The following is a 25,998-nucleotide window of genomic DNA, read 5'->3' as shown; positions in this document are numbered from 1 at the left end:
GGTGCCGTAGCTGTCGTCGCACGCCCGCCAGGGATTACGGGACAGCCCTTAGGAGCGTGGGTCAGTAAACAACTCCTGGAATGTCGCGCCTCGTGGTGGAGTGGGGCTGTCGGGCGCTGCTGTTGAAAAGGCGTGGCTGCCCGTCAGCCGTGATGCGACAATCAGTCCGCATCTTGATCCAAATCCGCGTCCCGGAGGTCCGCATGGACATCGCCTCGCTGCTGCCGATGACCACGCCCCGGTTGTCGCTGCGTCTGTTCACTCCCGGCGACGCCGACGACCTGTACGCCTACCAGAGCCTGCCGAGCGTGGCGCGCTACTTGTACCGGCCGGCGCACACGCGGGAGCGCAGCGAGCAGGTTGCGGCCGAGCGCGCGGCGCACTCGATTTGGTGCGCCGACGGGGACAAGCTGGCGCTTGCTGTGTGCCGACGCGATGAGCCCGGCGTCCTTGGCGAGGTGACGCTCAGCCTGGCCAATGCCCGCGCCGCCCAGGCCGAGATCGGCTGGACTCTCGACCCACGTCACCAGGGGCACGGCTATGCGACCGAGGCGGCCGTGGCGCTGGCCGGGTTTGCCTTCGACAGGCTGGGCGTGCACCGGCTCTACGCACGGCTGGATGTGGAGAACACCGGGTCTGTGCGGGTCTGTGAGCGCCTCGGGATGCGTCGGGAGGCGCACTTGGTCGAGAACGACCTCGACGGGGATCGCTGGGGCAGCGAGTACATCTACGCGGCGCTGGCCGCGGACATTGGCGGTCAATCAGGCAGTTGAGCCCGACGCCGCCTCCTGTTCGTGATCTTCCATATGGAAGAATCCTGGTAGGTCTGGTGGGGATGGCTTGTTCGAGGTGGATACGGCGGCGGTGGAGCCGCAGACCGCGCCGACCGTGCCGGTGAAGAAGACGTTCCGGGTGTTCGTCCCCGATCAGATGATGTTGCTGCCGCCGTCGCTGGATGAGTGGTTGCCGCAGGACCATCTGGCGCGGTTCGTCGCCGAGTTGGTCGACGAGGCCCTGGACCTGGGCCCGATCCTGGCGGCCTACACCGAGAAGCGCGGGTTCCCGCCGTATGACCCGCGTCTGATGGTCCGGCTGCTGATCTACGGCTACACAACCAGGATGCGCTCGTCGTGGGCGATCGAGTGCAGGTGCGTGGACGATGTGCGTTCCGCTACCTGGCCGCCGGGGCCGGCCCGGATTACCGGTCGATATCCAGGTTCCGGGCCCGGCACCTGGACGCCCTGGCCGGGATCTACACCCAGTCGCTGCACCTGGCGCAGAGGCTGGGCATGGTGAAGATGGGCAGGGTGGCGTTGGACGGCACGAAGCTTGAGGCCAATGCCTCAAAGCACAAGGCGATGAGCTACGCCCGCTTGGTCGACAAGGAACAGCACGTCGAGGCGCAGATTGCAGAACTCGAAGCCGCGTCGGCCGCGCTGCTGGCCGACGCGGCCGCCGTCGACGCCGCCGAGGATGAGAAGTTCGGCTGCGGTGGCAAGGGCACCGATCTGCCCGGCGAGCTGGACCGGCGGGAGAAGCGCCTGGCGAAGATGCAGGCCGCTCGCGCGCAGATCGAGGCCGAGGCCGCCGAGCGGGCTCGGCGCCACGCCGAGGACAAGGAACGCCGACGCCAGGGGCGGACCGGTGCCGGCGACAATCCCGACGCCGTGCAGGCCGCCGGAGACAAGGCCGCCGAGGTTGCGCTGCCGATGGATAAGGCGCAGGCCAACTTCACCGACCCGGACTCCCGGATCATGAAGAACAGCGACGGGGCCTACATCCAGGCCTACAACGCCCAGGCCGTCGTGGACGGCGCGCACCAGATCGTCACCGCCGCCGATGTGACGACGAACCCCTCGGACGTGCTGAACTACACCATGATGCTCGACCAGTCCGCCGCGAACACCGGTATCCATCCCAAGCAGGCGCTGGTCGACGCAGGGTACTGCTCCGAGGCGAACCTCGCGGCCGCGGCCGACCGCAAGGAAGAGCACGGCACCGACACGTTCATGGCCACCGGTCGTCTGACCCACGACGAGCAGGTCAGCGCCGCACCGCGCGGACGCATCCCACAGGACGCCACGGCCCGTGAGCGCATGGCCCGCAAGCTGCGGACCAAACCCGGCCGCGCCGCCTACAGCTGCCGCAAGGCCATCGCCGAACCCGTATTCGGCCAGATTATGACCTGCCAGGATGGCCGTGAACTGCTGCTGCGCGGTGAGAACGGGGCCGTGGCGAATGGCGACTGCTGGCGGCCTGCCACAACCTCCGCAAGATCTTCCGGCACGCCGGAACCGCCGGGCTGGCCGCCGCCAGAGCCTGACGGCCCGGCCGGAGCCGCCTGAACAACGGCCCACCGAGCCCACCACTGCGGCACCAGGCCCGAACAAACGGCCGCGACCGGCCATCAGCCGATCCACAACCGCTCGTCGGCTGGGCCATTACCGACCCACGCTCCTAGCTGGAGTTGTCCGAGCTGGTGGTGGCCGGGGATGAGACGGAGACGAACGATGGCGCCCGCGACCTTGTAGACATTGCGGTTGCTGCTGCGGCAGCCGGCATGGCCGGGCCCAGCAGTAGATCGCTTCGCCTCGAGGATCACGGGTCACACCGCTCGGGCCAGACCCTGACCTGCATGGCCGACAGGCGACCGCGCCAGCCCAGCCCAGCCTGGCCCTGCCCGGAAAGTGTGCCCTGAGAGTTTGACGACACTTCGTGGCGTCAGGCCGATGACGCGAGGTCGCCGGGCAACATGGAGAAGAGGACGAGGTCGACTCGCCCGCCGTGAACAAAGCCGGCGTTCCGCAGTGTGCCTTCGCGGTGGAATCCGGCCTTGAGCGCGACCTTCTGGGACGCGGTGTTCTCCGTGGCAGCTCGCAGTTCCAGCCGTTGGAACTGCTGGTCGGCCAGGAGCCAGCGTGCCACTGCGCGTGTGGCTTCGGTTGCGACGCCGTGACCGCGAGCCCAGGGCGATACCCAGTAGCCGACTTCGCTCACCAGCGTTCGCCAGTCTGTCTTCTTCAGCCCGACCTGGCCCATCAGCCTTTTGGTGCGGGCGTCGGTGACGGCGAATTGGATGCCGTCTCCGTTGTCGCGAAGGGCATCGGCGGGGGCAGTGCACCAGTTGGTGGCTATCCAGCGTGTAGGGCCGGGGCAGTGGCAGCCATCGCTGGGTGAGTGGGTCCGCGCAGCTCGCGTGTGTGTCCGGGATGTCGCTGGTGTCGAACGGGCGGAGGATCAGCCGTTTCGTGCGTAGAACCGACTCGGGGAACATCTCCGGCTCCGTTCACAATTGATCGCCGATCGGCGATCACTGGTCCCGGGGACGGTAACAGGAGCCCCCGGTCCAGAAGCCGACGACATGGTCAGGGCCTTCCATCAGGAGCCACGACCACTGCAACATCTGCTGGTGCCCGGCAGGAGTGGCCGCAACCGCACCCACTCGGCGTCAGCCACGTCACCTCGTCCCATGCGCATACCAACAAATGGGTACGGACCAGTCGCATGAACGACCGGACAGGCCCGGGTGCCGACCAAAGCGGTCACGGCCCGCTCCCCGGCTGCCCGGCCTTCCCTTCGATGTCGTCGTAGACCGTGTCCCAGCGCAGGTTGGCGCCGTCGCGGCCGGCCCAGGAGGCGGTGCGACGGGCGGCGTCGCGGAGCTCGGCGGGCCATCTCGGGTCGGTCAGCAGTCGGTGCACTTCCTCCGAGATATTGCTGATGACCTGTCCCGCGACTTCCAGCAGGTGCCGGGCGAGTTGGTGGTCGCGGGGGCCGTAGCCGATGAGCAGTTCGTACAGGTGGGCACGCTCGCCGACCAGGAGACGCAGGTAGGGGCGCCAGGGGTTCCAGGCGAAACCCCGCCATCGGGCGGAGGGGCCGGATTCGGCGGTCGCGGCGGTGACGGCCGACCGCAGGAGCTCCTCCGCGTCCTCAGCACGTCCGGCCTCGTGGAGATCGACGCAGAGGCGGGGCATGGTGTCGAATCGGTGCGGCCATACGTTGCCCGGCTGCGTCAGGCTGTGGCCGCGAGGCATGCACAGGCTCGCCGGCTTGAAGGCCAGGGAGCGGAGGTCATCGAGGCCGATGTCGTGAGCGCCGTCCGCGAGTATCCGGCGTGCGTCGAGGACGGCGAGCCGGACCCTCAGCAGGTGGGCGGCGTTCCCGGCCAGCATGTAGGCCTCCTGCGCCCGCTGGGGCCGGTCGATCGTGGCGGCCATGGTCGTGGCCCGGTCGACCAGTTCGTCCAGGGTGGGGGCCAGGACTGCGCCCGCGGTGGAGAGGTCCCAGAGGGTGGGGGTGGCGGTGAGGGTCTGGGTCACCGCTTCCAGTAGCTCGGTCTGGGCGACGGCACTTGTGCGCAGCGCACGCAGTTGTTCGACCAGGTCGGCGGGGGCGCCCAGTGGTGTGAGGCCACAGCCGATCATCCGTGCGGTCAGCCGGTGCGCGGCCGCTGTGGCCTGGTGGTCCTTCTGTTCCATCAAGTGGGATGTGATGCAACGTAGTTGGTCGGCATTCCCGGCGGGCAGCTGCTTCTCGCTGGCCCGGACGAAGCCGACGAGGGCGTCGGTATCCGTGCGCCGCTGTGCGTCGCTCAGCAGCCACGGGAGGAGCAACCCAGGTGCCTCGGGGACACGGGCGATGACCTCTTCGCGCGGCGAGGGCAGCCGTTTGCGCGGCTGCCGTCCCCTCCGTCGGCGCTTCCCCTCGCCCTCCAGGCGCTTGACCTTGCCGGGGCTCTCCTCACCCTGCTCCTGCTCGAAGGCTTCCGGCTCCGCCTCCTGATCGTGGGGCGTGACACCGATGAGGTGGTCGAGGGCATGGGCGGCGAGGTGGTGGCCACCCGCCGCGGCGGCGACGGTGAGGTCGAGGTCCCAGGGAGCCGTGGTCCACGGCAGAAGGGTCACGGCACGCGGTTTCTCCGACCTGCGGTCGTCGGGCAGTGACGCCGCGACCACCCGGGCGGGCAGCCGTCGGCCCCCGGGAAGCAGAGCGGTCAAGGCCAGGGCGGTGGCCGACGGTTGCGGGGCCTGCCGTACCCGTTCGTGCGACAACTGCGTACGGCACCATTCCCGTGCCGTACGGCCGGCGGGAGTTTCGCCGGCCATGAGCAGCGGGCGCAGGAGGTAACGGGCAATGGACTTGCGGGCGTTGTCGCTCGGTGCGCAGGCCGCTGCGGTCGCCAGTTCCTCGCGCAGCGTCGATGCGGCGATGCGACTCCTGGGATGGCACAGAGTGCTGGCCACGCCGTGGAGAACGACATGGTGAGCGGCGACGGGCAGGTCACCGCGGGCCAGTTCGTTCAGGCAGGTACGCAGAGCCTGCAGGGTGTCCGCGGTTCGTTCGTGGGCCTGCGCGGCGGCCCAGCAGGTCGCGGCCGAGTCGATGATCCTGTCGATGTCCTTGGGGACCTTCTCAGGCACCCCGGCGAGGCGTTCCGGCAAGCCGCGGCACACCTCACCGTACGGGTCGGGCCATTCCGCGGCCAGCTCGGCGAGCGTGGCGAGGGTGTGTTCCAGGGGCGCGCCACGCCGTACGAAGGCGTCGTCGAGCATCTCGTCCATGACGGTGACGGCTGTGCGGTCGGGCTGAGCGGCGGGGGCGGCCGCCGCACCGTCCTCATGCAGATGACGCATCAGGGTGATCAGGTGAGGTGCGAGGGCGTATCGGGGCAACTCCGCGGCGGGCAGTTCGTAGAGGAAGCTGGCGGCGGTGGAACGCTGCTGCCGGATGAGCACCGTCAGGGTGTGCAGGACCTCGCGGCGCTGGGGGCTGTCGGCCGCGTCCCAGATCGTCCGCAGAAGCCTCGGCCAGATGTGTTCGGCGGGCCGACCCGTGGCGTTGAGGACCTCCAGGTAGTGCTCGGCGAGCAGCCTGCCGTTGTCCGGGTCCTCGATCAGAGGGACGGCGTCGGCCACGGAGCTGTCCGGAGCGTGACGCAGTCCGGCCAGGATGCGCAGGAAAGTCTCCCGCGCGACCGGAGAAGAAGCCTGGGCCAGGTGCGCCAGCCAGGGGTACCAGCGACTCGATCGGTGTGCGTGCACCCGGTCGCTGTAGTGGAAGGAGTGGCGGGCGGCCTCGGCGAGGTACAGGTCCTGGGGGTGCTCGGTGATGCGACCGACCGTTGCTTCGAGCCCCGCAGGGGCCTCGGCGAGGCCCCTGCCCGCGGCGTACTCGCCGATCGCCTGGTGGTGGAAGCGCAGTCGGCCGGGAAAAGGCTCGCCCAGTACGCCTCGCCGGAGCAGCAGTCCGATCCGGTGGGCCGCGGTGTCCGGGGGCAGGGCAAGGCGGGACGCAACGAGATCGCGGGCGCTTTCCCGCTGAAGCTCGATCGTGCCTTCGAGCAGGGTGGCCAGACCGAGTTCGGCGGCGGCCTCGCCGAGGGACAGAGTTTGTTCCTGGGGTTCCACGCCGGGGGCCGTCACCGCGTGCCGGGTGTCGCGGTCGACGCGCCACGTCCAGTAGTCGTGGAAGAGGCCGGCCACGTCGAGGTCGAATCCGCTCGGTCCCTTGGGCTGATACAGGTCGAAGATCATGCGCAGGTGCAGCGGGTGCCGGATCAACCTGCCCAGGGGCAGACCGCGGGCGGCCGCGTCCGTCAGAGCCCGCCTCATCTCCGGCAGGGTGCCGTCGCGGTCGTTGCGGGCCGGTGCGTACGCGTCGGCGTAGGCGTCGACCGCGCGGTCGAGTTCGGAGCCGGGGGCCCAGCCGTGGCGACGGTCGGCCTCGGGGCCGTCGTCGTACAGACCGAGGCGAATATCGGCGAGGATCGAGGTATAGGCGCCGGACTCGTGCTCCGTGTCCCGGCGCTGCTTGAGCAGACCGGCCTCGCCCGCCCGGCAGGCCAGGGCGACGGCGGTGTTCCTGGACCGCAGGACGGTTATGAGTTCGACGAAGTCGTGCGCGGTCTCCGGCTGGTGCAACAGCAGGTCGGCGGTGTCGAGCAGCAGGACGATACGGTGCCGGGCGCCTGGGGCGCCGGCGGCCCGTCTACGGTGTTCCTCCAGCAGCGCGGGGAGTTCGCGCGGGCGTAGATCCGCGGCCCCGCCGGGACCGGCCAGGAGGGAAGTCGCGGAGAGCAGGACGAGGCAGATGTCCCCGCGTTCGGACAGAACCTGGTACACGCCCCACAGGGAGCAGCTCTTGCCGACACCGGGCTCACCGACGAGAGCGGCGGCCTGCCCGGGAGCCGCACCGGCCAGTTGGCGGTCGATGTGCTTGAGCACCTGCCGCTCGGCTGCCCGTTCGATGCGGACCTCGGCCAGTGTCACGCGGTCGAGCCCAGGCCCGAACTGGTTGACGGTGACCGTCTCGAGGGACCGCAGTGCGCCTTTCCGAGCCTGCGCCAGCGTCGGCAGCCTCCGGTCGATTTCCTGCCGAGTGAGTGAGTGCGAGGCCGGGACCGCGGGTCGCCGTTGTGATCGCTGCCGTGCCGCGGACTGTTCCTCGTCGCTGTCGGGCAACGCCGCTGCGTACCGCTTCCGCAGCTCGGCGAGATCTCCGTAGCCGCTGTCGCACTTGGGGGAGCAGCCCGACTGCACTCGGGCCTCCTCGCAATAGTCCAGGCCGGCCTGCCTCCATACCCCGCCCTTGCGGATCCAGGTGGAGATGGTCCCGGGCGACCGCACACCGCACCATTCGGCCAGGTCCCCCGTGCGCATACGCCGTCCCTCGTAGCCGTGCGCGACGCTCCACATCCAGTGCTTCAGCGCATGGAGAATCCAGAGCCGGTCCTCGCTCCAGCCCTTGGTGTCCTGGGGCCACTGCACCTGACGGCCCGGACTCGCGGGATGCCATCGCTGTTCTTCACCGGCCAATTCTTCAACCCCCGGCGCAATCTGAAAAACGACCACTCAGTGTCATCCGACCAGGTGGGCAGCGTACGCGAATTGCGCGAGCAGCGGTCGGCGATCGGCTCCGTTCTGCACAACTTCCCCGTCGAGAAACCTCGTTCGTGCCGGAAGAACCGACATGACCAGGAGGAACCGATGAACCTCGACGAGCTGTTCGACCACGCGACGGACTGGGCGGAGACCATCGCCCCGTGGACGGGCATCAACCACGGACTGCGTCTCGCCCGGGACGTCGTCCGCTACGGCACGGTGCTGTGGATGACCCGAGGCTGCACCCCACGAGAACGGGCCCTGGCCTTCGCGGCGATGCACCGGTCACGCCGGGGCCACCGCCGGAGGAGGTGAGCACCTGGCGTCCCGCCCTCCGAGCCCCCGCGGACCACGCCCTGTCGAGACCGAATTCGGCGAGCTGGGCGAGCTTGTCCGCGGGGAGCATTGCGAGCCGCGCCTCCGGGTTCGAGGGCCACACCCCGGATTCGCCCCGATCGCCTTGGCCTCATCACCACCACCATCGGCCACGCCGTCCTTCAGCACCTCGACATGATTTCTGCGTCTCCACATGGGCACAGGGGGCGGTTCATGTGTCCTCTGTCCTCCGTAGCGCAGTGATCAACGACCCCCGTGTGGAGAGGAAGGTGCTTCTTGAGGTGAGCGCGACAGCCGAGGGCATCCAGCTGAACCGACTGTCACACGGTTGCCCCGGCTGCCGGGCGCGCCCGCGGAGGTGCTGGCCCGGCGGGCCTGCGCGCCCGCCTCGGCGAGCAGGCGCAGGCCCTCGCTGTACTTTGTACGGCGCGGGGCCGGGGGTCAGCGGTAGTCGTCCGGGGAGCTGTCCTTCCCGCCGTACGTGACATCCTCGAAGTACGCCCAGGCGTCGGGCCGACTGCCGTCCACGTCCCGTACGTCGTAGGTCCTGGCGAGTTCCGCGCTGGAGGTGGACTTCCCGTTCCAGCGGGCGGCCCGGTCCGGGTCGGCGGCGAGCGCGGCTACCCCGCGGGCGAGGTAGTGCGGCGATTCGGCGATCACGAAGCCCGGTTCCTGGGCGACGGCGTCGCGCCAGTTCTCCTCACTCACGCCGAAGTGGGCGAGCATCTGTTCCGAGCGCAGGAAACCCGGCGTGACGGCGACCGCCGTGCCCCCGTACTCCGCCAGTTCCTCGCCCAGCCCGAAAGCGATCCGGATCGGGGCGTTCTTCGCGAGGTCGTAGTAGAGGTTCTCGCGGTACCGGCGGTTGGAGACTGCCGTGCCGTCGGTGACCTCCACGTGCAGGGGCGCGTCCGAGCGGACCAGGAGCGGGAGGGCGAGTGCCGCGGTGATCACGTGAGAGCGCACCCCGAGTTCCAGGATGCGCAGACCGTCGGCGAGCGGCGTCTCCCAGCTCTTCTTGCCGAAGACGGAGCCGACGAGCAGGTGCTCCCCGCCCCAGAGGTCATTGACCAGGATGTCGAGCCGCCCCTGTTCACGGTCGATTCGCTGGACGAGGGCGCGCACCCGGTCCTCGTCCAGGTGATCGGTGGGGACGGCGATGCCCGTGCCGCCGGCCGCTGTGACCAGCTCCGCAGTCTCCTCGATGGTTTCCGTGGTCCGGCCGACCTCGCTGGCGTGCTCGCGGGTGGTGCGGCCGGTGACGTAGACGGTGGCGCCGGCGCGGCCGAGTTCGACGGCGAGGGCACGCCCCGCGCCGCGGGTGGCCCCGGCGACGAGCGCGACCCGGTGGGCGAGCGGGCCGTTCTGGCTGGTGTCCTGGGTGTTCTTGTTCTTGTTCATGGCACCACGGTGCACGTTAAAGGCGTCAGTTCATGTCGCCTTTTTTTCCCTGAGTTGTTCCCGCGTGCTCTGCGGGGGCGCAGCCGAGTTCCACGGCTGATGCTGATGCGGTGGTGGATGTGGGCTTTCGGAGATCAGGACCGCGACGGGGCGAGAAGCCCGTCGCAGAGCAGGCGATCATCGCCCTGCCGGACGAAACCTGACCGGGCCCGAGCCTCAGCCCAGTGATGGGCGGAGGCATATTCGCCAAACGGCAACGGCAACGGCAACGGCAACGGCAACGGCAACACGGCGGCGGCGGGAGTCCGGCCGATTCCGCCACGCTTCTCCGCAGCCCTCGGAGGTGAGGACACGCTCGGGCAGGCGCGAGACGACCGCTGCGACGCGCCGAGGAGGGCGCTGTCGTGAGGCCGACCCTCCGCGATCAGTTACGCCTCGGCCGCAGGGGTCGGCTGGGTCCTGGGCCCCTTGGCAGACTGCGAGGCGACCTTGACAGTGGCCGGCCAGGTCAGCGCCGACCGGTCGGCGACCCAGTAGAAACCATGCTCCGCCTTCCATCCGATCCATGGCGAGGTCAGTACGGTCGGGGGATGCCGTGAGCCTCCAGAGCGGTGGTGTAGCGGGCCAACAGTTCGTCGAGGTTGGAGAGAGGAAAAGGGCTGCGGCTTCACGGGCTTCAGCTACGTCACCCTGGTCGCAGGCCTCAACGATCTCAGCAACGTCGGCCCGGACGATCGATAGGGAATCGCCCGGGATCAGGACCCCGGGAACCTGCACGGGGGCAGCCGCACGACGGCATGATTGCCCGGATCCGTAAACAGTTCAGCCTCGATACGTTCCATTGGGCCATCCAACCCCATACGCAGAGGGCAGCCGCTGCTGCATACGTTCGAAGCAGCTGCAGAGGCGCAAACGGCGCCGCTCTTATGTGTGGCCAACCGCCATGCTCAGACTGGCCAACTGAAGCGCTCAGTGCGACCGCACCGCCCAGGCGCCCCGCTGTTCCCCTCCGCGCGCAAGAACGCCGCAGCTGGCCCGGAACAGTCAACCTGCACCTGCTGATCGTCCACGGTCCCGACCCGATCCACCTCGCCGAGGTCTTCGGGCTCCGTGAGAAGACCGCGATTCGCTGCGCGAACTCCGCCCGCCGACTCCTGGAATGACCCCGTCGAGAGCGGCTCTGGCTGTCGTGCCACGTCGAAGATGGCGTCGCGTTCACGGGCCGAGGGAATGGGCGGCCATAAAGCCATCGCAGTACCCCATAGAGGGCTGGTAGCAATTGATGATGTCGACTGAGCTTCTTGACCCGATGGAACGTCTCTTCGCCGAGCGAGCCTGCGAGCGCCTGATCGTCGAGTTCGTGCGCCGCCTTGATCTGGGAGATCCGGGCAGTGTCGCGGACCTCTTCACGCCTGACGGGGTGTGGGAGTGGCCTCACGGCGACCGCAGGGTGGAGGGGCGTGAGGCGCTCCGCAGCTACTTCGGTTCGCGCCCCAAGGACCGGCTGTCACGCCGTATGTCTACGAATATCCTGGTTACGGTGAATTCTGCGTCGGCGGCCACCGCCACCTCTTACTTCGCCACTTACCGGGTCGACGGCTATACCGATGGCATGGTGCCCCCGAGGCTCCCCGCGAACGTGGGCCACTACGAGGACACGTTCCGGAAGGTCGAGGACGCCTGGCTCCTCGCCGGCCGAGTCACGCACCTACCATTCGGCGGAGAGACGGTGCGTCTCAGCCACCCCGACCATTCGTGACTGCGGGGCCGAACCTGGCTATGTCCACCCGCCGCCGAGGCGCTGGCCGCCGCCCGGCGGCTTCACCACGAAGCCACGGATCCGACGCCGCGAGGCACGGCGACAAACTTTCGGGTTCCCACTGGGAACCCTTCAGTTTTCGCGAACTCGCCGGGGACTCGGGGTCTCGCCGAGGTGAGCCCAGAAAGGGCCACGACGTAATCTTGATTACTTCGGAGTGCGCGCCTGTGGCGCGGATCGGTCTCATGCCACATCTCATACGCACCCCAGTCCGGAAACGCAGCCGACTTGCGATGTCCAGGGGATCTACGGCCGATCGCCCCAGTGAAGACTCCGCACGGCGCGGTGGATCGCCCGCAGAGGAGCGGTGTCCCGTCCGCCGTTTCGAGTGTGGGGGCATCGGAAGGATTCCTGCGCCGGTCGCCGGTCGCCGGTCGCCGGTCGCCGGTCACCGGCCGTCGGCCGGTTCGCGCCGACGCTCGGTCTGCGGTCGCAGAGGCGCCTCCCTCGCGCGGGGGAGAGGCTCGGTCCGCGAGAGTGATCCTTGGGCCTGTTCGCTGCGCGAGGGTGGAGCCATGGCCCCGAAGACCTTTCACACGCCCCCACCCGTCAGGCGCATCGCCCAGCCGGTTCCCTGCCGGGCGATGCGCCTGGCCTACGCGCTTCCACTGCTCCTGCTGCCGTCGTGCCTGCGGCGGCTGCCCTTCGCCCTCCACTTCGAGATGGGGCAGGTTCAGGAACGCGGTATGCCGCCGTACTGGGTGAGCACTCCGTACGTTCTGGGGCTCAGCGTGCTCTCCGAGGTGACCGCGATCTTGGCTATCGGGCTGGTCCGGCGATGGGGCGAGGCGGCGCCTGCCTGGATTCCGATCATCGCTGGCAAGCACATCCGGCCGATGGCGGCCGTCGTCCCCGCCGTCATCGGCGGTCTGATCCTCGCCCTGATGTTCACTGACATTCCGATCGGCGACGATCGCAGACTCACCGCGTACGGCGTCATCGGCACCGTCGACTACACCAACGACGCCTGGCAGGCGCTCGCGACGGTGTGCGTCTCCCCGACCGGGGCATGGGGACCCATCGTCATCGTCCTGGCCATCGCCTACTACCGCGGCCGTCGGGCAGAGTGCCGAACGGGAGGGTGGCCGGCGCGCGGTCACCTGCGCAGCAGCGAAGCGCAGCTGCGCGACGTCCACAACTAAGCGCTCCGCGCCTGCTGTTGATGATGTTCGGGCGTGAGGCGGTGACCTCGGTGGGTGAGTGGTGGTGCGTTCCGGGAGGCGCGCCTTGAAGGAGCTGGTGTGGATCGAGGGAGCGGTGCACAACAAGCCTCGCAGAAAAACTCCACAAGTAACTTGGCGAAGTTGCTTGTGCAGTTTTATGCTGGAGCCATGAACGAGAACCCCGGGCGTCAGCAGTCCGCTGCGACCGCGCAGCGTCTCAACGACGCGATGAAACGACTGCGTGCACGCCTGCGCGCGGAATCGGGACAGCATGCGACCGGCCTGACCGCCACACAGCTCGGTGTGCTGGCGAGCGTCGTGCGGGAGGGGCCTGTCACCGCGGCCCGGCTCGCCGCGCTGGAGCACGTCAGCGCGCAGTCCATCGCGCAGAGCCTGGCGGTGCTCAAGGCCGCCGGGTTGATCCACGGCGAGCCCGACCCGCGGGACGGCCGCAAGAAGCTGATGAGCGCCGACCCGACCGCGACCGAGCTGGTCGACAAGCTGCTCGCCGGTCGCGCCACCTTCCTTGTGCGGGCCATCGACCAGGTTGTCGCTGCGGACGAGCGCAAGGACATGGAGAAGGCGATCGATCTGCTGGAGCGTCTCGCCGCGGCCGACTTGAGCGACGGCGCCATATGAGCAGCGGCGCCGAACCGACCGAGTCCGCGACGGACGACGCCGCACGCAGGCCCTTCGCGTGGACGTTCACCACCCCGCTCTACGTGGGTTCCAGCCTCAACCCGATCAACAGCTCCATCATCGCGACGGCCCTGGTGCCCATCGCCACCGACCTGCACGTCTCGGTGGGCGCCACCGCCGTGCTCGTCTCCTCGCTGTACCTGGCCAGCGCCGTCGCGCAGCCCACCGCAGGCAAACTGGCGGAGGTTCTTGGCGCACGCCGGATCTTCCTGTGCGGCATCGTCCTGGTGCTGCTCGGCGGTGCGGTCGGCGGCCTCGGCCGAAACCTGGCCGTGCTGACCGTCGCCCGGGTCCTGATCGGCCTCGGCACCTCGGCTGCCTTCCCCTGCGCGATGGTGCTGATCCGGCGCCGCGCCGAGCAGGCCGACATGGACTCGCCGCCCGGCGGCGTCCTCGGGGGCGTCGCCATCGCGGGTATGGCCACCGCCGCCGTGGGCCCGCCGATCGGCGGCCTCCTGGTGGGAGCCGCGGGCTGGCGCTGGGCCTTCCTGATCAACATCCCGGTCACCCTGATCGCCCTGGCCATGGCCATCCGCTGGCTGCCCAGGGATCCTCCGCTCGACCGCGCGGACAGCGGCTTCCGCCAGGTCGCCGGCCGGATCGACCTGCCCGGCATCATCGGCTTCGCCGCGTCCATGACCGCGCTGGTCATCTTCCTGATGGGTCTCCCGCACGTCGGATGGGTCGCGCTCGCCGTCTTCGTCCTGACTACCGTGCCCACGGTCATGTGGGAGCTGCGCAAGACCACACCCTTCTTCGACTTCCGAGGCCTCGCTGCCAATGGCGCCCTCACCCGCACCTACCTGCGCCAGGCACTCACCCTGTTGGGCGTTTACACCGTGATGTTCGGCGTCACCCAGTGGATGGAGGCCGCATACGGGATGTCCACCCTGAAGGCAGGGCTCCTCCTGCTGCCGATGGGAGCCGTTTCCGCACTCCTCTCACGCCCGCTCGCCAGCCGCAACCTCGTACGCGGACCACTGATCGCCTCGGCGGTGACCATGCTGCTCGGCTCGGCCGGCATCATGCTGCTCACCTCGCACAGCCCGGCGATCGCAATCGTCCTGGTCTCCCTGGTCTTCGGCATCACGACCGCCACCACCACGGTCGGCAACCAGACCGCCCTCTACCTCGCGGCCCCGGCCGACCAGATCGGCACCGCCTCCGGCCTGTTCCGGACCTTCGGATACCTCGGAACCATCACTTCCTCCGTGATCGGCAGCATCGTCTTCCGTGACGGTGCCAGCGACCACGGTCTGCACTCCCTCGGCCTCGTGCTGATCGCGGCGGGAGCCGCCGTCCTCCTGCTGACCGTCCTCGACCGCCGCCTGATGGGCGGCAATACGAGCCGCCCGACCGACGAAACCACCAACACCGCCGGAATCACCACCAAGGAGAACACCGCGTGACCACCCCTACGCCAACCCCCTCCACGATCACCCCCAGGCGGACCGCCCTCCTGGCCATGGACTTCCAGAACGGGATCGTCCCCCTTGCCCCCGACGCGGACGCGCTCGTCGAACGGGTCAGGGGCGCCATCGACGACGTCCGTGCCGCCGGCGGCACCATCGGCCATGTCCGCGTTGCCTTCACCGAGAACGACTGGGCAGCGGTTCCCGAGACCAACAAGTCGTTCACCGCAGTCGCCACGGCGAGAATGCTGCACCACGAGGGCACCGCCTCGCAGATCGACGACCGCCTCAGGCCTCAGGACGGTGACATCGTCGTCCGCAAGATCCGCTACGGCTCGGTGTCCACCACCGATCTCCACGATCAGCTGACCGACCGCGGCATCGACACCCTGGTGCTCGCCGGGATCAGCACCAGCGGCGTCGTACTGTCCACCCTCATCGACACCGCCGACCGCGACTACCGCGTCTACGTCCTGTCCGACGGCACCGCCGACCCCGACCCCGAGACCCACCGGGTTCTGATCGACAAGGTGTTCCCCTCCCGCGCCCACATCATTGACACCACCGAACTGCGCGGACTCCTGCAGTCCGCCTGACGTCGCAGACGGGGAGTAGCCGACGGCCGCGGCCACGTAGGCCGTCAGCTCGTGGTCGCCGTCGCGCGATTGCACGCACACCGTCATCATCGCCGGGGCCTCGTCCACCCGGCCCGGCCCCATGAGCAGAGTCAGGTTGACCACCGTGTCCGGAGCCAGGTTCCGCGCCGCGCCGATCTGCCGCTTCAGGGACATTACGGGGGACGTCCGCCATCGTCAGGGCATGCGCGTCCGCCCACAGATAGAGACCGGACTGCCTGTCGCCGAGAGCCACCACGCCATCCGGGAGTGGCAGGCGTTCCTCGGAGCCAGTCCAGACGGCTTCGCGCCCACGTGCACGTTGCCTTCGGAGATCCAGAACAAGCCCACCATGCCCATGGGTTGCGCACACATCAAACGATTCGGGACGTCCGCCGCGACGTGCGACGCAGCCAGGAAGCTCCCACGTCCCGCCCCTCCACACACAGCACGGCCCGAACCACCAGTGTTGCGACGAGGAAGGCTCGCCGGTCCGAGGCGTGCGAGATGATCGCGTCATGAATGAGATCGTCTTGATGTCGGACTCGAAGGTCGCCGCAATTCCCGTTGCGGAATGCGGCGAACGTCTCGTGGATGTCCGCCGTGGCGGCTCGTTGCTGGTCGACGCACGTCAACAGGACCCGGCGGATGCCTTCGCCTTCCTGCGCGACGGCGTGCTGGACCGGCTGCTCAAGGCCCAGGCGATGCTTCCACGGGGCCTGCGGCTGCTGTTCGTCGAGGGGTACCGGCCACCCTCACTCCAGCGGCAATACTTCGAGGAGTACGCAGACCAACTGCGCGCCGGCCACCCCGAGTGGCCCGACGGGCAGATCCACTCGGCGGCGAGCCGCTACGTGTCCCCGCCCGACATCGCCCCGCACAGTGCCGGCGCGGCTGTCGACCTCACCCTGGCCGACAGCAGCGGACGCGAGCTGGACCTGGGCACACCGATGAACGCGGACCCAGAAGAGAGTGAAGGCGCCTGTTACACCCACGCCCTCAACATCAGCGACGAAGCCCGCGCCAACCGGAAACTGCTGGGCTCTGCGCTTACCACAGCGGGCCTGGTGAACTACCCGACCGAATGGTGGCACTGGTCCTTCGGCGACCGCTACTGGGCGCTGATCACAGGGGAGGCCGCGGCCCTCTACGGCGCGAAGGAGACCATCCCGTGCCGCTGACCGGACCAGCTGTCCCGGGACCGGCCTGCCCGGACCGGCCGTTCAGGCGCCTACGGTCGGCGGTGAGGCGTTGCCAGCCGGATGCCCTTCTCGTTGCGGATGCGGGCGCGGACGCGGGCGAGGATGATCGGCTGGCGGCCGCCGAGGTCCGGCTTGTGCTTGGTGACGGAGCCAACGCCTGGTGACGAGGATGTGCCGCGGGTGCAGTCGGGTGAAGCTCGTACCACAACGGGCTTGATTCAGCGACGAGTTCCTCTTCCGAGTTCCCTTTCTTAGTTCCCTTTCCGGGCCTCTCCGGATGCTGGGGCCGCGAGTGATGCGTGACTGGCTCCAACTCTGCCCTGTGCGGGGGAAATTCAGGTTTGTGAGGTGGCGGCACTGGCTACCCTGCACCGGTACACGCTACGCAGCATGAGTTCAGCTTGGAGGAAGAACCGTGAAGCTTCGAATAGCGGCTGTGACTGTCACCGGTCTCGTGGGTCTCGCCATGACGGCAGGCCCTGCCCGCGCCGATGCGGGCTCGGTCGATGTGGGCTCGGTCGATGTGGCTTCCACCAGTACGGCAGTGACCCCGCTGGCCGGTCAGGACGCCTGCTCGACCCTCTATGTCGGCACAGTCCTTACGGGTCGGGGCTGTTTCGAGTCCTACGGGGACAAGATCTGGGCCGAGGACCTCAGGGGCGATGGCCTGCGAGTGATTGTCGAGACCAGATACAACTATGACCGCCCGAACGACGAGTGCCACCAGGCCGGCGGCGTGGGATCGGGCGGATACTGCAACTACAACATGAGGGAGGACGGTCAGGTGAGCTTCCGTGTCGTCACACGGAACGGCGCCACGGGGCCGAACGACACCACTGGCGCCTGGACCAGGTGGCTCGCGATCGGTTGAGCCGCGGACGCGGGGAAGACCGACTCGCGCGGTCCACCACCACGTGCGATTCCCGTAGCGGTGGCGAGCCCTGCGGAGCACAATGAATGAGCCCTTTTCGGAAACGCCTTGCGGCAGCTTGTGATCTTCGCTCGGGAGTTGCGGCCGTGTTCGCGTCGGAGCGGGACGAGGGCGGCGCGGGCGATGCGGGTGACGGAACGGGGGGGTGAGGCTGACCACGGGCAGGGGCCTGAAGGTGACCTTGAGCAGAGGTTTAGCATGCTCGGCCACACCGAGGATGCCGCGGATGACGGAGTGGAACGCCCCTACACCTTCGGCCAGTTCGCCGCCCTTGGGGTTCTTGACCGGGTGGCGGAGGCCGTGGCCGGGGCTTTCGCCACCGAGGTCGGTCGAGGTGGGGACACCCGGGGTGACGGAGCGTCGGTTCAGGGATTCGCGAGGGTCTCGGCGGTGGCCCTGCCGACATCGAGTGCACCAGTACAGGTGGTACTGGGCAACCCGTGAAGCCTCTCGGTGCCTGGAACCTTCTCTTCGCGGACTCGTTCCTACCGGGGCTTCACTCATAACTGATGTTGGGTCAGGTTCGCTTGATGCCTTCGCTATGCGTATAGATGTCCGCTACAGGGCGGTCACCTGTCGGCCACAGCACTCCTCTGTCCTGCGGTAGTTCGCCAGCAGTCATGAAGATCCCCGACCCGGCGGACGGGCGGCATGAGTCAATACTCTGAGCCCCGTCCACACTACCTGGGAGAGTCATGACAAGTAGGTTCACGGAATTGGCCGTTGACTGTCACGATCATCCGGAGAGACTCGCGGCCTTCTGGCGCGAGGTTTTGGACTTCAAGGTGATCGACCGGAGCGAGGGAAAGGTCGAGATCGGCTCCTGGGTCCCGACCGTCGAGGATGTTCGGGCCCGCCAGATGCCGCCCACCCTGCTGTTCATCCAGGTGCCCGAGGGCAAGACCGTGAAGAACAGGCTTCACTTCGACGTCAGCCCGATCGACGGCAGCACCGGGGACGAGGTGACCAGAGTGCTCGGTCACGGCGCCACCAAGACTGATGTGGGCCAGGGCTCAGGCGGAAACTGGGTGGTCATGGCGGACCCCGAAGGCAGTGAGTTCTGCGTCCTACGCACCCTGGCGCCGCAGAACTAAGCGGCGATCGGGCGCCCGCAGGCCGTTACACATCGTAATCGTCACTAAGCCGAAAAGACCTGACTGGCTCCTGCGGGAACGCCGGAATCCGGACTGGCTGAGCAGGGGGCGGAGGCCTTGGCAGTCGTTGCGAATTCCTTAGGCGCGGGGGTCCGTGTCCGTGATCAGTCGAACCAGACCACGAGTCGCACGTGCTCTGGTCCGTGCAACTCGGCCAGCGTCCGCATCACGTCCCAGACCGGCGCCCAATGGGTCCCTGCCCCGGCGACGGTACGTCGGCTGAGCGTGCCGGACCGATCGGTCTCGCCCCAGTCGGCGGCTGCCAGTTCGGCCCAGCTGATCCAGGTCGTTCCGTGCGCGTCCTGTGCGCCCCACGTGTTGAACGCGTCCCGCAGTCCGTCAGAGGCGTCCACCGGCAAACCGCGGCCTTCGGCCAGCGGCCGGAACCCGAAGGAGTTGCGGACGCCGAAGAGGCAGGCGAAGGCGTCATAGGCGTTCCCGGTGTTGAGGAGGAAGAGGTCAATGGCGGGGTGCCATACCGCGTCCTCGTCGTCCTCTCCCCAGATCCGGGCCAAGGGCCTGCACTCGATCATTCCGCTCGCGTCGGTGGACATGTCTGCAGTCTGCCGAGGGCGGACACGGCTCGTCGCCTCGTTTTCGTTACGCCCATCAGCGGTGCCCTGCCACCCCGCCGGCGGCACCTGTCTCGCAAGGTCACCTCGGACCTCGCAAAACCCCTCGCGAGGCCGGTCTGGAACTCGCAAGGTTCACCGCTACAGGACACTGAGGCTCCGGAGAGTGTTATCCAGGTCGGCGACAAGATCACGGTCATCGTCACAGAAATTGACCGGCAGCGACGCAGACCGACCCTCTCCCGACGACAGGTTTCGACAACTCTCGAATGATCCCTCGGTATCGCCGCAGTGTGCGGCAAAGCCCGAACCACCGTCTCCATCCAGGCAGGCTTGCCTCCTGAACCCGTGAGTTCGCCACGAGCATCCTTCAGAATTCGCGAACTCGCGGACGTTCGGCTTGGATGCCTTTTACTGCCGGTCAGGAATCCCCGGATCCCACGAGAAGCGCGGGGCCGAGGGCCAGATCGGCTGGTTTCGGAGAGACTGCCTCGTCCCCGTTCCCGGAAGTCGCCACCTCGCCGAACTCAACGCGGTGATCGAGCAGCGGACGAGGCAGACGACGTACGGCGGACCCAGTCCCGGCCTTGCATGATCGGCGAGTACTTCGAGGCCGAGCAACCGCTGCTGGCACTGCGGCCGGAGGACCCGTTCGAGACGGGCCGGCTCGTCACCCTGCCGATTCGCCCGTGTGGTGGGATGTTCACCAGTGTTCGCGGCGGGCGTTGCGGAACATCGTGACAGACGCAGAGCGGGGGAGGAGGAGAGGGGATCATGGCGAGCGGTCACGAGACTCGCGGGGCGGCCCTCAGCTCGCGAGGGCTGCCGACGCGCGCCCTGACCCGTGAAGTCCTGCGGGCAAGGGAGCTCCTGGCCGCCGGGGAGTGGCGCCCTGCCGCGACGGACTCCGAGGCGGCGGCAGCCGTCCTGACCCGCCTCGCAGCCTCACTCCCTGCCCGGCGTGCAACAACCGCACGGACATTGGCCACGGACCGGGACCGGCGGCTCCAACGCATCCTGCGCACTGCTCTCCACTACCTCGACGCAGGCGCCGTCAGCCCACCCGCAACAGCCCTCCTGGCTGCAGTCGCCCGCGCTTTCCTGCCTTGGCACGCCCACCCGAACCCACCGGGCGCAGCGGCCGCACCGAGATACGGGACACCGGCGGGGACGGCAGACGGCCTGGTCATGCCACCGACGGAGGCGGGCGAGGCTCTGCTCCCCGATCTGACCACACTGTTTGCTGTGCTGGCCTCGGCGGAAAGGGCCGGGACCGTCCCGCTCACGCCCCCGGTCGAGCCCTTACGGGTCCGGTACTCGGGCCGCTTCCGTCGTTACGGCAGACCGGCCTTCGGTGTCTGGACGGCCGACACCATCGGCTGCCCGGCATGCGGGAATCAGGTCGGCCCGTGGACGGTGACCTGTGACTGGATCCGGATCTCGCTGGGTTGTCCGTGCGGGGAGGTGACCCACGAGCACGGCCTGGCCTTCTCCGAGATCTGGCTCCTCCTACCGGACTCGTGACCGGGCGCGACGATCTCGCCGCCCAGGACCGCGGGTCGCTCGAGCACGGACGCAGGTTCTGCGAGTCCTGGGTACGCGGCGGTGGTGTGCGCCTGGACCGGGAGCGGGACCGCAGGATTATCGTCCGTCACCTGGCGGGGACAGCCCTCAGCGCCGACGCGCGAGATGGACGGTGATGTCGGCGACAAGCTCGACCGTCTCAGGCAGGACTCGCATGATCTGGCTAAAAACCTGCTCCTGCTCCAAGGCCGGCAGTACGAGATAGGCCGAGATGGTCGAGAGGTGGCCAACATAGTCGCGAGCACTCATCGTCACGCGCCGTTCGATCACCGATTGCTGAACATCGGTGAACCACACAGATCGTTGGAGTTCCGTACCCGGCCATTGCATTTCATGATCCGGAGGTGTCCCATCGGGGGAGGGAATTTCGTCGCTCTCCAGGAACGGTGCCCGCGCCGCGTGAACAGTTTCCTCCACAGCCGGGTCAGCCAGCCGGATCGGCCCGCCGAAGGAGGCGAACACACCACCTGGCTCCAACAACGCGGCCATCCGTGACCACCGGCCCTCCGGGTTCGTCCAATGCAGCGCTGCTGCCGCATAGACCAGTCCGTACTTCTTGCCGGGTTGCAAGTCCTCGAACGCGGCCTGCGCCGTCCTGACACTTGCTGGCACGTTTTTGCCCAGCTCGGCGAGCATGGCACCGTCAGGCTCAGTTGCGGTGACGCTGACCCCCCGCTGAGCGAAAAGGCGGGTTGCCTTGCCTGTCCCGGCGCCGATCTCGAGGGCAGTTTGGACCGGCTGACCCGCGTACGCCATCACCATGTCGACAAGCTGCACGGGGTATCCGGGCCTGAAGCGTTCGTATGCTTCCGCCATCGCTCCAAAGCTCAGTGCGCGACTAGACATGCCGAGCATCCTGACACGATCTACGTCCTCGGCGCTCGGCCATTTCGCACGGCCAAGCCGCAAGGCTCGGAGGGAGGCCTCATACTGCCGCCGCTTTCACCCGACGGCAGGGTGACCACCTGGCGTCCTCGTAGAACGTGGTTCCAGGATGCTCTCCTGTCCAATCCGGCAAAGTCCTTCCAGGGGGCCTTGGGTCAGGGCCCAACCGAGACCCGGAGCAGGCTCTGTCCCATGGCTGTGACGATCGAGACGCCTGTCCATCTATCCGTGGTCAGGACTTGGTTGGGCGGTGTGGTTTGAGGTCGTTTCGGGTTTGGTGTGGAGGACTTCGCGGGCCTGTTCGGCGGCGCGGATGATGCTTTCGCTGATGAAGTCGAGGAAGCGGGCGACGTTCTCCAGGCGGATGGCGGCGGGGGTGTGGGGGCCGAGGACGGCGACGCCTTGGCGTGCGGCTTCGACGAGCTGGTCGTTGGATCGGGCGCTGGCGATAGTCGCCTGGTAGAAGAGTTCGTCGCCGACGACGTAGCGGTCGCGGCGGCGTTCGTCGCGTTCTCGGCGGACGAGGCTCTGGCTCTCCAGGAAGGCGACGGCTTTGGAGATGGACGCCGGGCTGACCTGGAGGCGCTGGACGAGGTCGGACGCGGTGAGGCTGCCCGCGTCACTGGTGAACAGGCAGGTCAGCACCCGGGCCATCATCTTGGGCAGGCCCGAACCCATGAGGGTGGTGGTGAGCGTCTCTTCGTACGAGGCCATGGCCTCGGCGTCGCGGCCGTGCGCCTGGAGGGCTGTATCCGCCCCTCGGGAGGAGGCGGGCCTGCGCCGGTGGGCGCGGCGTTCGGTGGCGCGTTGGGCCAGGTCGGCGCGGTAGGCGGTGGGGCCGCCGTTGCGCATGACCTCACGGGTGACCGTCGAGGTCGGACGGTCGAGGCGCCGGGCGATCTCGGCGTAAGGGAGGCTGTCGGCCAGCCCCAGCGCGATCTGCTGGCGTTCCTGATGGGTGAGCCTGCCTCCTGGCATCGCAGTCTCCTTGGTGATCCTTCGTAGTGGTCCCTGTTCCCCACCATAGCGTTCACTTTCTGTCCATTGCAATGATGGAGTGGGTGGCGTTGCGTTACCTGGAAGGCTGTTGCAATAGATTCCATCCTTTGACCTGCGTGTATATCGATTCTATGCAACAAGCGTGTTGATGCAACCCGGAAAGCAACGTAGCGTTTCTGGTGTCGGAAACAATGAACGAGCACGGGAGAGCACCATGCAGAAGTTCGATACCCCCGCCCCGATCTCCGCCGTCCTGGACATCCCCGCCGGACGTATTCAGTTCATCGCCGCCAACCGCACCGACACCACCGTCGAGGTCCTGCCCGCCAACCCCTCCAAGAGTCGCGACACCAAGACCGCTGAGCAGACCACCGTCACCTACACCGACGGCATCCTGCGGATCCACACCCCCGAGCCCAAGAACCAACTCTTCGGCCCCGCCGGATCCCTGGAGGTCACCGTCCAGTTGCCCGCCGGTTCCCGCATCGAGGCCAAGACCGCCAGCTCCGAACTCCGCGGCGTCGGCCGCCTCGGCGACGTCACCTTCGAAGGCGCGTACCGCCAGATCAAGATCGACGAGGCCGAGAGCGTTCGCCTATCGGCGGTCGACGGCGATGTCCAGGTCGGCCGGCTCAACGGCCCCGCGGAGATCAGCACCGCGAGGGGCGACATCCGGATCACCGAGGCCGTGCGCGGCACGGTCGTGCTCCGCACCCAGTCCGGCAACATCTCGGTCGGCGCCGGTGCCGGCGTCTCGGCCGCCCTGGACGCCGGCACCGACCACGGCCGTATCAGCAACGCCCTCAAGAACAACGGCGCCGTCGAACTCGACATCCGCGCCACCACCTCCCACGGCGACATCACCGCCCGCAGCCTCTGAAGGCACAGAACCAGAACGAACCTGGCCACGCCTCCCGAGAACAGGTGGAACGCATGACGAAGGACAGCACTTCCTCGACCAGTTCGAAGTGGACCGGCATGGTGCCGGTCGACGATACGGCCCTGGCCGTCACCGACACCGGCGGTCCCGGCATCCCCGTGATCTACCTCAACGGCCAGTTCGCCACCCAGGGATACTGGCGGCGGGTCATCACCGAACTGGGGGCGGGGTGGCGGCACATCACCTACGACGAGCGGGCCCGCGGCAAGAAATCGAAGCGTTCGGCGGACTACTCCTTCGAGGCAGCCGTCCGGGACGTCGATGCCGTCCTCGCGGCCAGGGGCGTGGACCGGGCGTTATTGGTGGGTTGGTCCTACGGAGCGTTCGTCGCGGCGCACTGGGCCAGCCGGTATCCGGACCGTGCCCTGGGCGCGGTCATGGTCGACGGAGCATTCCCGTACGACTGGCTCGACGAAGCCATGGAACAGCGGATCCGGAAGATGTTCCGGCGGATGGGCTGGTTCCTGCCGCTGCTGCGCCCGACGGGCCTGGCCCCGCGGATGACCGCCGAGCAGCAGGCGGACAGCAACATCGAGATCGGCGTGATCTCCCGCGAGCGCGAGCTGGGCCCCGTACTGGACAACATCACCGTCCCGGTGCGGTACGTGGTCGCTTCGGGGACGTCCCTCGGAAGCCGCGGTGACGAGCAGGAACAGATACGCGCCAGCCTCGACGCGGTGACCGCCCGCAACGCGAACATCAAAATCAGCGCGAAGGTTGCCAGCAACCACGGTGCGATCCTGAAGAAGGAGTCCCCGGCCATCGCCGAGGCCGTACGCGACATCGCCGCCCTCGACCACAGGGAGCACTGAAGTTACGACCAGCGCACTGACGACTGGCTCCATTCGGCCGGCGTCCGGACCGACGACTCGGGCCGGACGCACCGTCGGCGCCACGCGAGAATCATCCGGTGGGTTCCGTACAGGGTTGCCGCAGCGAGGAGTTCGGTCGGCCACCACGTCCCACGCGTCGCATCGCCGCGTCCCACAGCGCCTCGGCACGACCTGCCAGCTCCGTGCCCGGTCCTCGACATGCAGGACGAGCAGGAGGACGCCAAACGCCAAGGTCGCCACCGCCCAGCGGGCATACGGCCGAGTCAAGGGCGTTCGAGCAGTATTCGTGAAGGCAGTTGAGACCATGGACGACCTGCTCGACCTGACGTGTGCGGTCCTCGATACCGCCCACGTGGAGGCCAGAAGAAGGGGCGAACTCACAGGGGCGAGCAGGGTGACGGCGAGTGTGATGGCCGTCGTTGTCGACGGCCCGCGGCAGTAGTGTGTTGTCGCCGGACAACGGAAGGCCCGGATCGGCGCCTTCTTCCGGCGAGGTGTCGGCGATCGGCTTGTTGTACGCAGCGATGGTCGAGCAAGAACCGGAGATACCCTGCCGGTTGGCCGTGTTCGAGTCAGCACCTTCCTGTCGAGGGCGTCTTCACCACCTCCACATCCCCCGCTCGCAATTTGCTGCCGGACAGGGGAAGCGCCCCGCTGGTCACACTGACGGGCCCTCTCGTTCCGCCGACCCGGCCGTGCTCGGTGAGGATGCGGATGCGGGCGCGGGTGCAGAGGAAGGCACCAGGATCGACTGGTGCGCCACGGTGCTCAGGCGGGTGTTCCACAGCGTGATGGTCGACAGTGAGAAGAACAGCAGATTGCCGATGCTCAGCTGCGCCCCCTGGATCGCGGTCCCCACGGAACCGGGCACCAACGTGGTGACGAGGGCCCCGACAGGGATGCAGATCAGCGGGTTCACGGCGCACATCCACCGGGGGAAGGCAGTGGTGCTCCGGAGTACGCATACGGCCATCCAGACGGAACCCAGTACCCAGCAGGCCAGCAGTACCGCGTAAGGAAGGAACAGTACGCCCGCCAGGTCGCCCGGCAACGCGTTCAGAGGGGCGGACCGTGCGCCGGAGGCGTCGATCACCTTGGCCGCCTGGCCCCAGTAGAAGAAGGAGCCATGCGCGAAGGGAGCGAGGGCGAAGCCTGTGGCCAGCAGCAAGAAAGGTGGGAGTGAGAGCAACCGGTGTGCCGGCTGGAGCCCCTGGTGCAGATGCCAGCACGCGACCAGATAAAGCGGACCGGTCAGCACGCCGAGGAGCGCTCCCCACGCCAGCCGCGTCGTGGATGCCGACAGCATTGCCGCCAGTGAGACACCGGCCATTCCGTCATAGCCACTCAGAAGGGGATGATCGTCGGGCGATGCCACGGGCTTGCCCAGGAGCAGGATGTTGCAACCGAGTTACCACGCGCAGAGCACAGCTCGGTGTCCGGGCTGGCTGGTCGCCACCCATCGAGACGACCTCTTACCTTGGCGTTTATCCTCGGCGGGCTTGGTGTTCCTTGATCGATTCGGCGCGTTTGACCGTCTTGCCGACATCGTGGTGCCTGGCCCGGTTTTTATT

23 protein-coding genes and 2 pseudogenes are annotated in these 25,998 nt (G+C 68.0%); 17 read left to right on the top strand and 8 right to left on the bottom strand.

What is annotated here, in order from left to right; genetic code table 11:
* The first annotated feature begins 203 nt into the window (after positions 1 to 203).
* Both ACFV8T_RS14305 and ACFV8T_RS14300 read left to right on the top strand, forming a co-directional pair.
* Positions 204 to 773: a GNAT family N-acetyltransferase gene (locus ACFV8T_RS14305; RefSeq protein WP_385327419.1), complete on the top strand. Its 570-nt coding sequence runs from the start codon at positions 204 to 206 to the stop codon at positions 771 to 773.
* A 67-nt stretch (positions 774 to 840) separates the two neighbouring features.
* A pseudogene (locus ACFV8T_RS14300) lies at positions 841 to 2,323 on the top strand (IS1182 family transposase).
* A 398-nt stretch (positions 2,324 to 2,721) separates the two neighbouring features.
* On the opposite strand, the gene ACFV8T_RS14295 reads toward ACFV8T_RS14300, so the two are convergent.
* Both ACFV8T_RS14295 and ACFV8T_RS14290 read right to left on the bottom strand, forming a co-directional pair.
* Complete coding sequence (locus ACFV8T_RS14295; RefSeq protein WP_385327888.1) at positions 2,722 to 3,078, bottom strand: GNAT family N-acetyltransferase; 357 nt, start codon at positions 3,076 to 3,078, stop codon at positions 2,722 to 2,724.
* Positions 3,079 to 3,542: 464 nt separating this feature from the next.
* The gene (locus ACFV8T_RS14290; protein WP_385327417.1) at positions 3,543 to 7,769 is read right to left on the bottom strand and encodes a hypothetical protein; all 4,227 of its coding nucleotides are present in this window, start codon (positions 7,767 to 7,769) and stop codon (positions 3,543 to 3,545) included.
* Positions 7,770 to 7,988: 219 nt separating this feature from the next.
* On the opposite strand from ACFV8T_RS14290, the gene ACFV8T_RS14285 reads away from it, so the two are divergent.
* Positions 7,989 to 8,198 (top strand): hypothetical protein, encoded by a 210-nt coding sequence (locus ACFV8T_RS14285; RefSeq protein ID WP_385327415.1) that lies wholly within the window; start codon positions 7,989 to 7,991, stop codon positions 8,196 to 8,198.
* Between the two features lie 462 nt (positions 8,199 to 8,660).
* On the opposite strand, the gene ACFV8T_RS14280 is transcribed toward ACFV8T_RS14285, so the two are convergent.
* The gene (locus ACFV8T_RS14280) at positions 8,661 to 9,620 is read right to left on the bottom strand and encodes an SDR family oxidoreductase (RefSeq protein WP_385327413.1); all 960 of its coding nucleotides are present in this window, start codon (positions 9,618 to 9,620) and stop codon (positions 8,661 to 8,663) included.
* A 216-nt stretch (positions 9,621 to 9,836) separates the two neighbouring features.
* Positions 9,837 to 10,462: pseudogene (locus ACFV8T_RS14275) on the bottom strand (DUF6959 family protein).
* Between the two features lie 443 nt (positions 10,463 to 10,905).
* Between ACFV8T_RS14275 and ACFV8T_RS14270 the strand changes: the two are divergent.
* The 8 genes from ACFV8T_RS14270 to ACFV8T_RS14235 all read left to right on the top strand — a co-directional run bounded on the left by ACFV8T_RS14270 (position 10,906) and on the right by ACFV8T_RS14235 (position 18,554).
* Entirely contained in the window at positions 10,906 to 11,379 is a 474-nt protein-coding gene (locus ACFV8T_RS14270) for a nuclear transport factor 2 family protein (RefSeq protein ID WP_385327411.1), read from the top strand.
* A 575-nt stretch (positions 11,380 to 11,954) separates the two neighbouring features.
* A complete protein-coding gene (locus tag ACFV8T_RS14265) occupies positions 11,955 to 12,581 on the top strand; it encodes a hypothetical protein (protein WP_385327410.1) in 627 nt (208 codons plus the stop codon).
* Between the two features lie 189 nt (positions 12,582 to 12,770).
* Positions 12,771 to 13,241: a MarR family winged helix-turn-helix transcriptional regulator gene (locus ACFV8T_RS14260; RefSeq protein WP_385327408.1), complete on the top strand. Its 471-nt coding sequence runs from the start codon at positions 12,771 to 12,773 to the stop codon at positions 13,239 to 13,241.
* A complete protein-coding gene (locus ACFV8T_RS14255; RefSeq protein ID WP_385327406.1) occupies positions 13,238 to 14,710 on the top strand; it encodes an MFS transporter in 1,473 nt (490 codons plus the stop codon). The genes ACFV8T_RS14260 and ACFV8T_RS14255 overlap by 4 nt, the downstream gene beginning before the upstream one ends.
* Positions 14,707 to 15,309, top strand: a complete 603-nt coding sequence (locus ACFV8T_RS14250; RefSeq protein ID WP_385327404.1) for a cysteine hydrolase family protein — start codon at positions 14,707 to 14,709, stop codon at positions 15,307 to 15,309. Before ACFV8T_RS14255 ends, ACFV8T_RS14250 begins: the two co-directional genes overlap by 4 nt.
* A gap of 536 nt (positions 15,310 to 15,845) precedes the next feature.
* On the top strand, positions 15,846 to 16,508 hold the full coding sequence (locus ACFV8T_RS14245; protein ID WP_385327403.1) for a M15 family metallopeptidase: 663 nt from the start codon (positions 15,846 to 15,848) through the stop codon (positions 16,506 to 16,508).
* A gap of 436 nt (positions 16,509 to 16,944) precedes the next feature.
* Entirely contained in the window at positions 16,945 to 17,400 is a 456-nt protein-coding gene (locus ACFV8T_RS14240; protein ID WP_385327401.1) for a hypothetical protein, read from the top strand.
* Between the two features lie 755 nt (positions 17,401 to 18,155).
* Positions 18,156 to 18,554 carry a VOC family protein gene (locus ACFV8T_RS14235; protein ID WP_385327400.1) on the top strand — a complete coding sequence of 133 codons (399 nt, stop codon included), beginning with the start codon at positions 18,156 to 18,158 and terminating at the stop codon, positions 18,552 to 18,554.
* A 164-nt stretch (positions 18,555 to 18,718) separates the two neighbouring features.
* On the opposite strand, the gene ACFV8T_RS14230 is transcribed toward ACFV8T_RS14235, so the two are convergent.
* Positions 18,719 to 19,168 (bottom strand): hypothetical protein, encoded by a 450-nt coding sequence (locus ACFV8T_RS14230; RefSeq protein WP_385325838.1) that lies wholly within the window; start codon positions 19,166 to 19,168, stop codon positions 18,719 to 18,721.
* On the opposite strand from ACFV8T_RS14230, the gene ACFV8T_RS14225 reads away from it, so the two are divergent.
* The 3 genes from ACFV8T_RS14225 (at position 19,085) to ACFV8T_RS14215 (ending at position 20,710) form a co-directional block, all read left to right on the top strand.
* A complete protein-coding gene (locus ACFV8T_RS14225) occupies positions 19,085 to 19,459 on the top strand; it encodes a S1 RNA-binding domain-containing protein (RefSeq protein ID WP_385327398.1) in 375 nt (124 codons plus the stop codon). The genes ACFV8T_RS14230 and ACFV8T_RS14225 overlap by 84 nt on opposite strands.
* Positions 19,460 to 19,777: 318 nt before the next feature.
* Positions 19,778 to 19,927, top strand: a complete 150-nt coding sequence (locus tag ACFV8T_RS14220) for a hypothetical protein (protein WP_385327396.1) — start codon at positions 19,778 to 19,780, stop codon at positions 19,925 to 19,927.
* A gap of 447 nt (positions 19,928 to 20,374) precedes the next feature.
* The gene (locus tag ACFV8T_RS14215) at positions 20,375 to 20,710 is read left to right on the top strand and encodes a hypothetical protein (protein WP_385327394.1); all 336 of its coding nucleotides are present in this window, start codon (positions 20,375 to 20,377) and stop codon (positions 20,708 to 20,710) included.
* A gap of 147 nt (positions 20,711 to 20,857) precedes the next feature.
* On the opposite strand, the gene ACFV8T_RS14210 is transcribed toward ACFV8T_RS14215, so the two are convergent.
* Complete coding sequence (locus ACFV8T_RS14210) at positions 20,858 to 21,586, bottom strand: class I SAM-dependent methyltransferase (protein ID WP_385327392.1); 729 nt, start codon at positions 21,584 to 21,586, stop codon at positions 20,858 to 20,860.
* Positions 21,587 to 21,877: 291 nt separating this feature from the next.
* A complete protein-coding gene (locus tag ACFV8T_RS14205; RefSeq protein WP_385327391.1) occupies positions 21,878 to 22,633 on the bottom strand; it encodes a helix-turn-helix domain-containing protein in 756 nt (251 codons plus the stop codon).
* 235 nt (positions 22,634 to 22,868) lie between these two features.
* Here ACFV8T_RS14205 and ACFV8T_RS14200 point away from each other — a divergent pair, with 235 nt between their 5' ends.
* The 3 genes from ACFV8T_RS14200 to ACFV8T_RS14190 all read left to right on the top strand — a co-directional run bounded on the left by ACFV8T_RS14200 (position 22,869) and on the right by ACFV8T_RS14190 (position 24,869).
* Positions 22,869 to 23,534 carry a DUF4097 family beta strand repeat-containing protein gene (locus ACFV8T_RS14200; RefSeq protein WP_385327389.1) on the top strand — a complete coding sequence of 222 codons (666 nt, stop codon included), beginning with the start codon at positions 22,869 to 22,871 and terminating at the stop codon, positions 23,532 to 23,534.
* Positions 23,535 to 23,587: 53 nt separating this feature from the next.
* Positions 23,588 to 24,406 (top strand): alpha/beta fold hydrolase, encoded by an 819-nt coding sequence (locus ACFV8T_RS14195; protein ID WP_385327388.1) that lies wholly within the window; start codon positions 23,588 to 23,590, stop codon positions 24,404 to 24,406.
* A 307-nt stretch (positions 24,407 to 24,713) separates the two neighbouring features.
* Positions 24,714 to 24,869, top strand: a complete 156-nt coding sequence (locus ACFV8T_RS14190; protein ID WP_385327386.1) for a hypothetical protein — start codon at positions 24,714 to 24,716, stop codon at positions 24,867 to 24,869.
* 216 nt (positions 24,870 to 25,085) lie between these two features.
* On the opposite strand, the gene ACFV8T_RS14185 is transcribed toward ACFV8T_RS14190, so the two are convergent.
* The gene (locus tag ACFV8T_RS14185; RefSeq protein ID WP_385327384.1) at positions 25,086 to 25,802 is read right to left on the bottom strand and encodes a DUF6796 family protein; all 717 of its coding nucleotides are present in this window, start codon (positions 25,800 to 25,802) and stop codon (positions 25,086 to 25,088) included.
* Between the last annotated feature and the right edge of the window lie 196 nt (positions 25,803 to 25,998).

It is taken from the genome of Streptomyces sp. NPDC059832 (assembly GCF_042731715.1).
Lineage (GTDB): Bacteria > Actinomycetota > Actinomycetes > Streptomycetales > Streptomycetaceae > Streptomyces.
The sequence above is the reverse complement of the archived record's forward strand: the minus strand, read 5'-3'. Positions and strand labels throughout refer to the sequence as shown.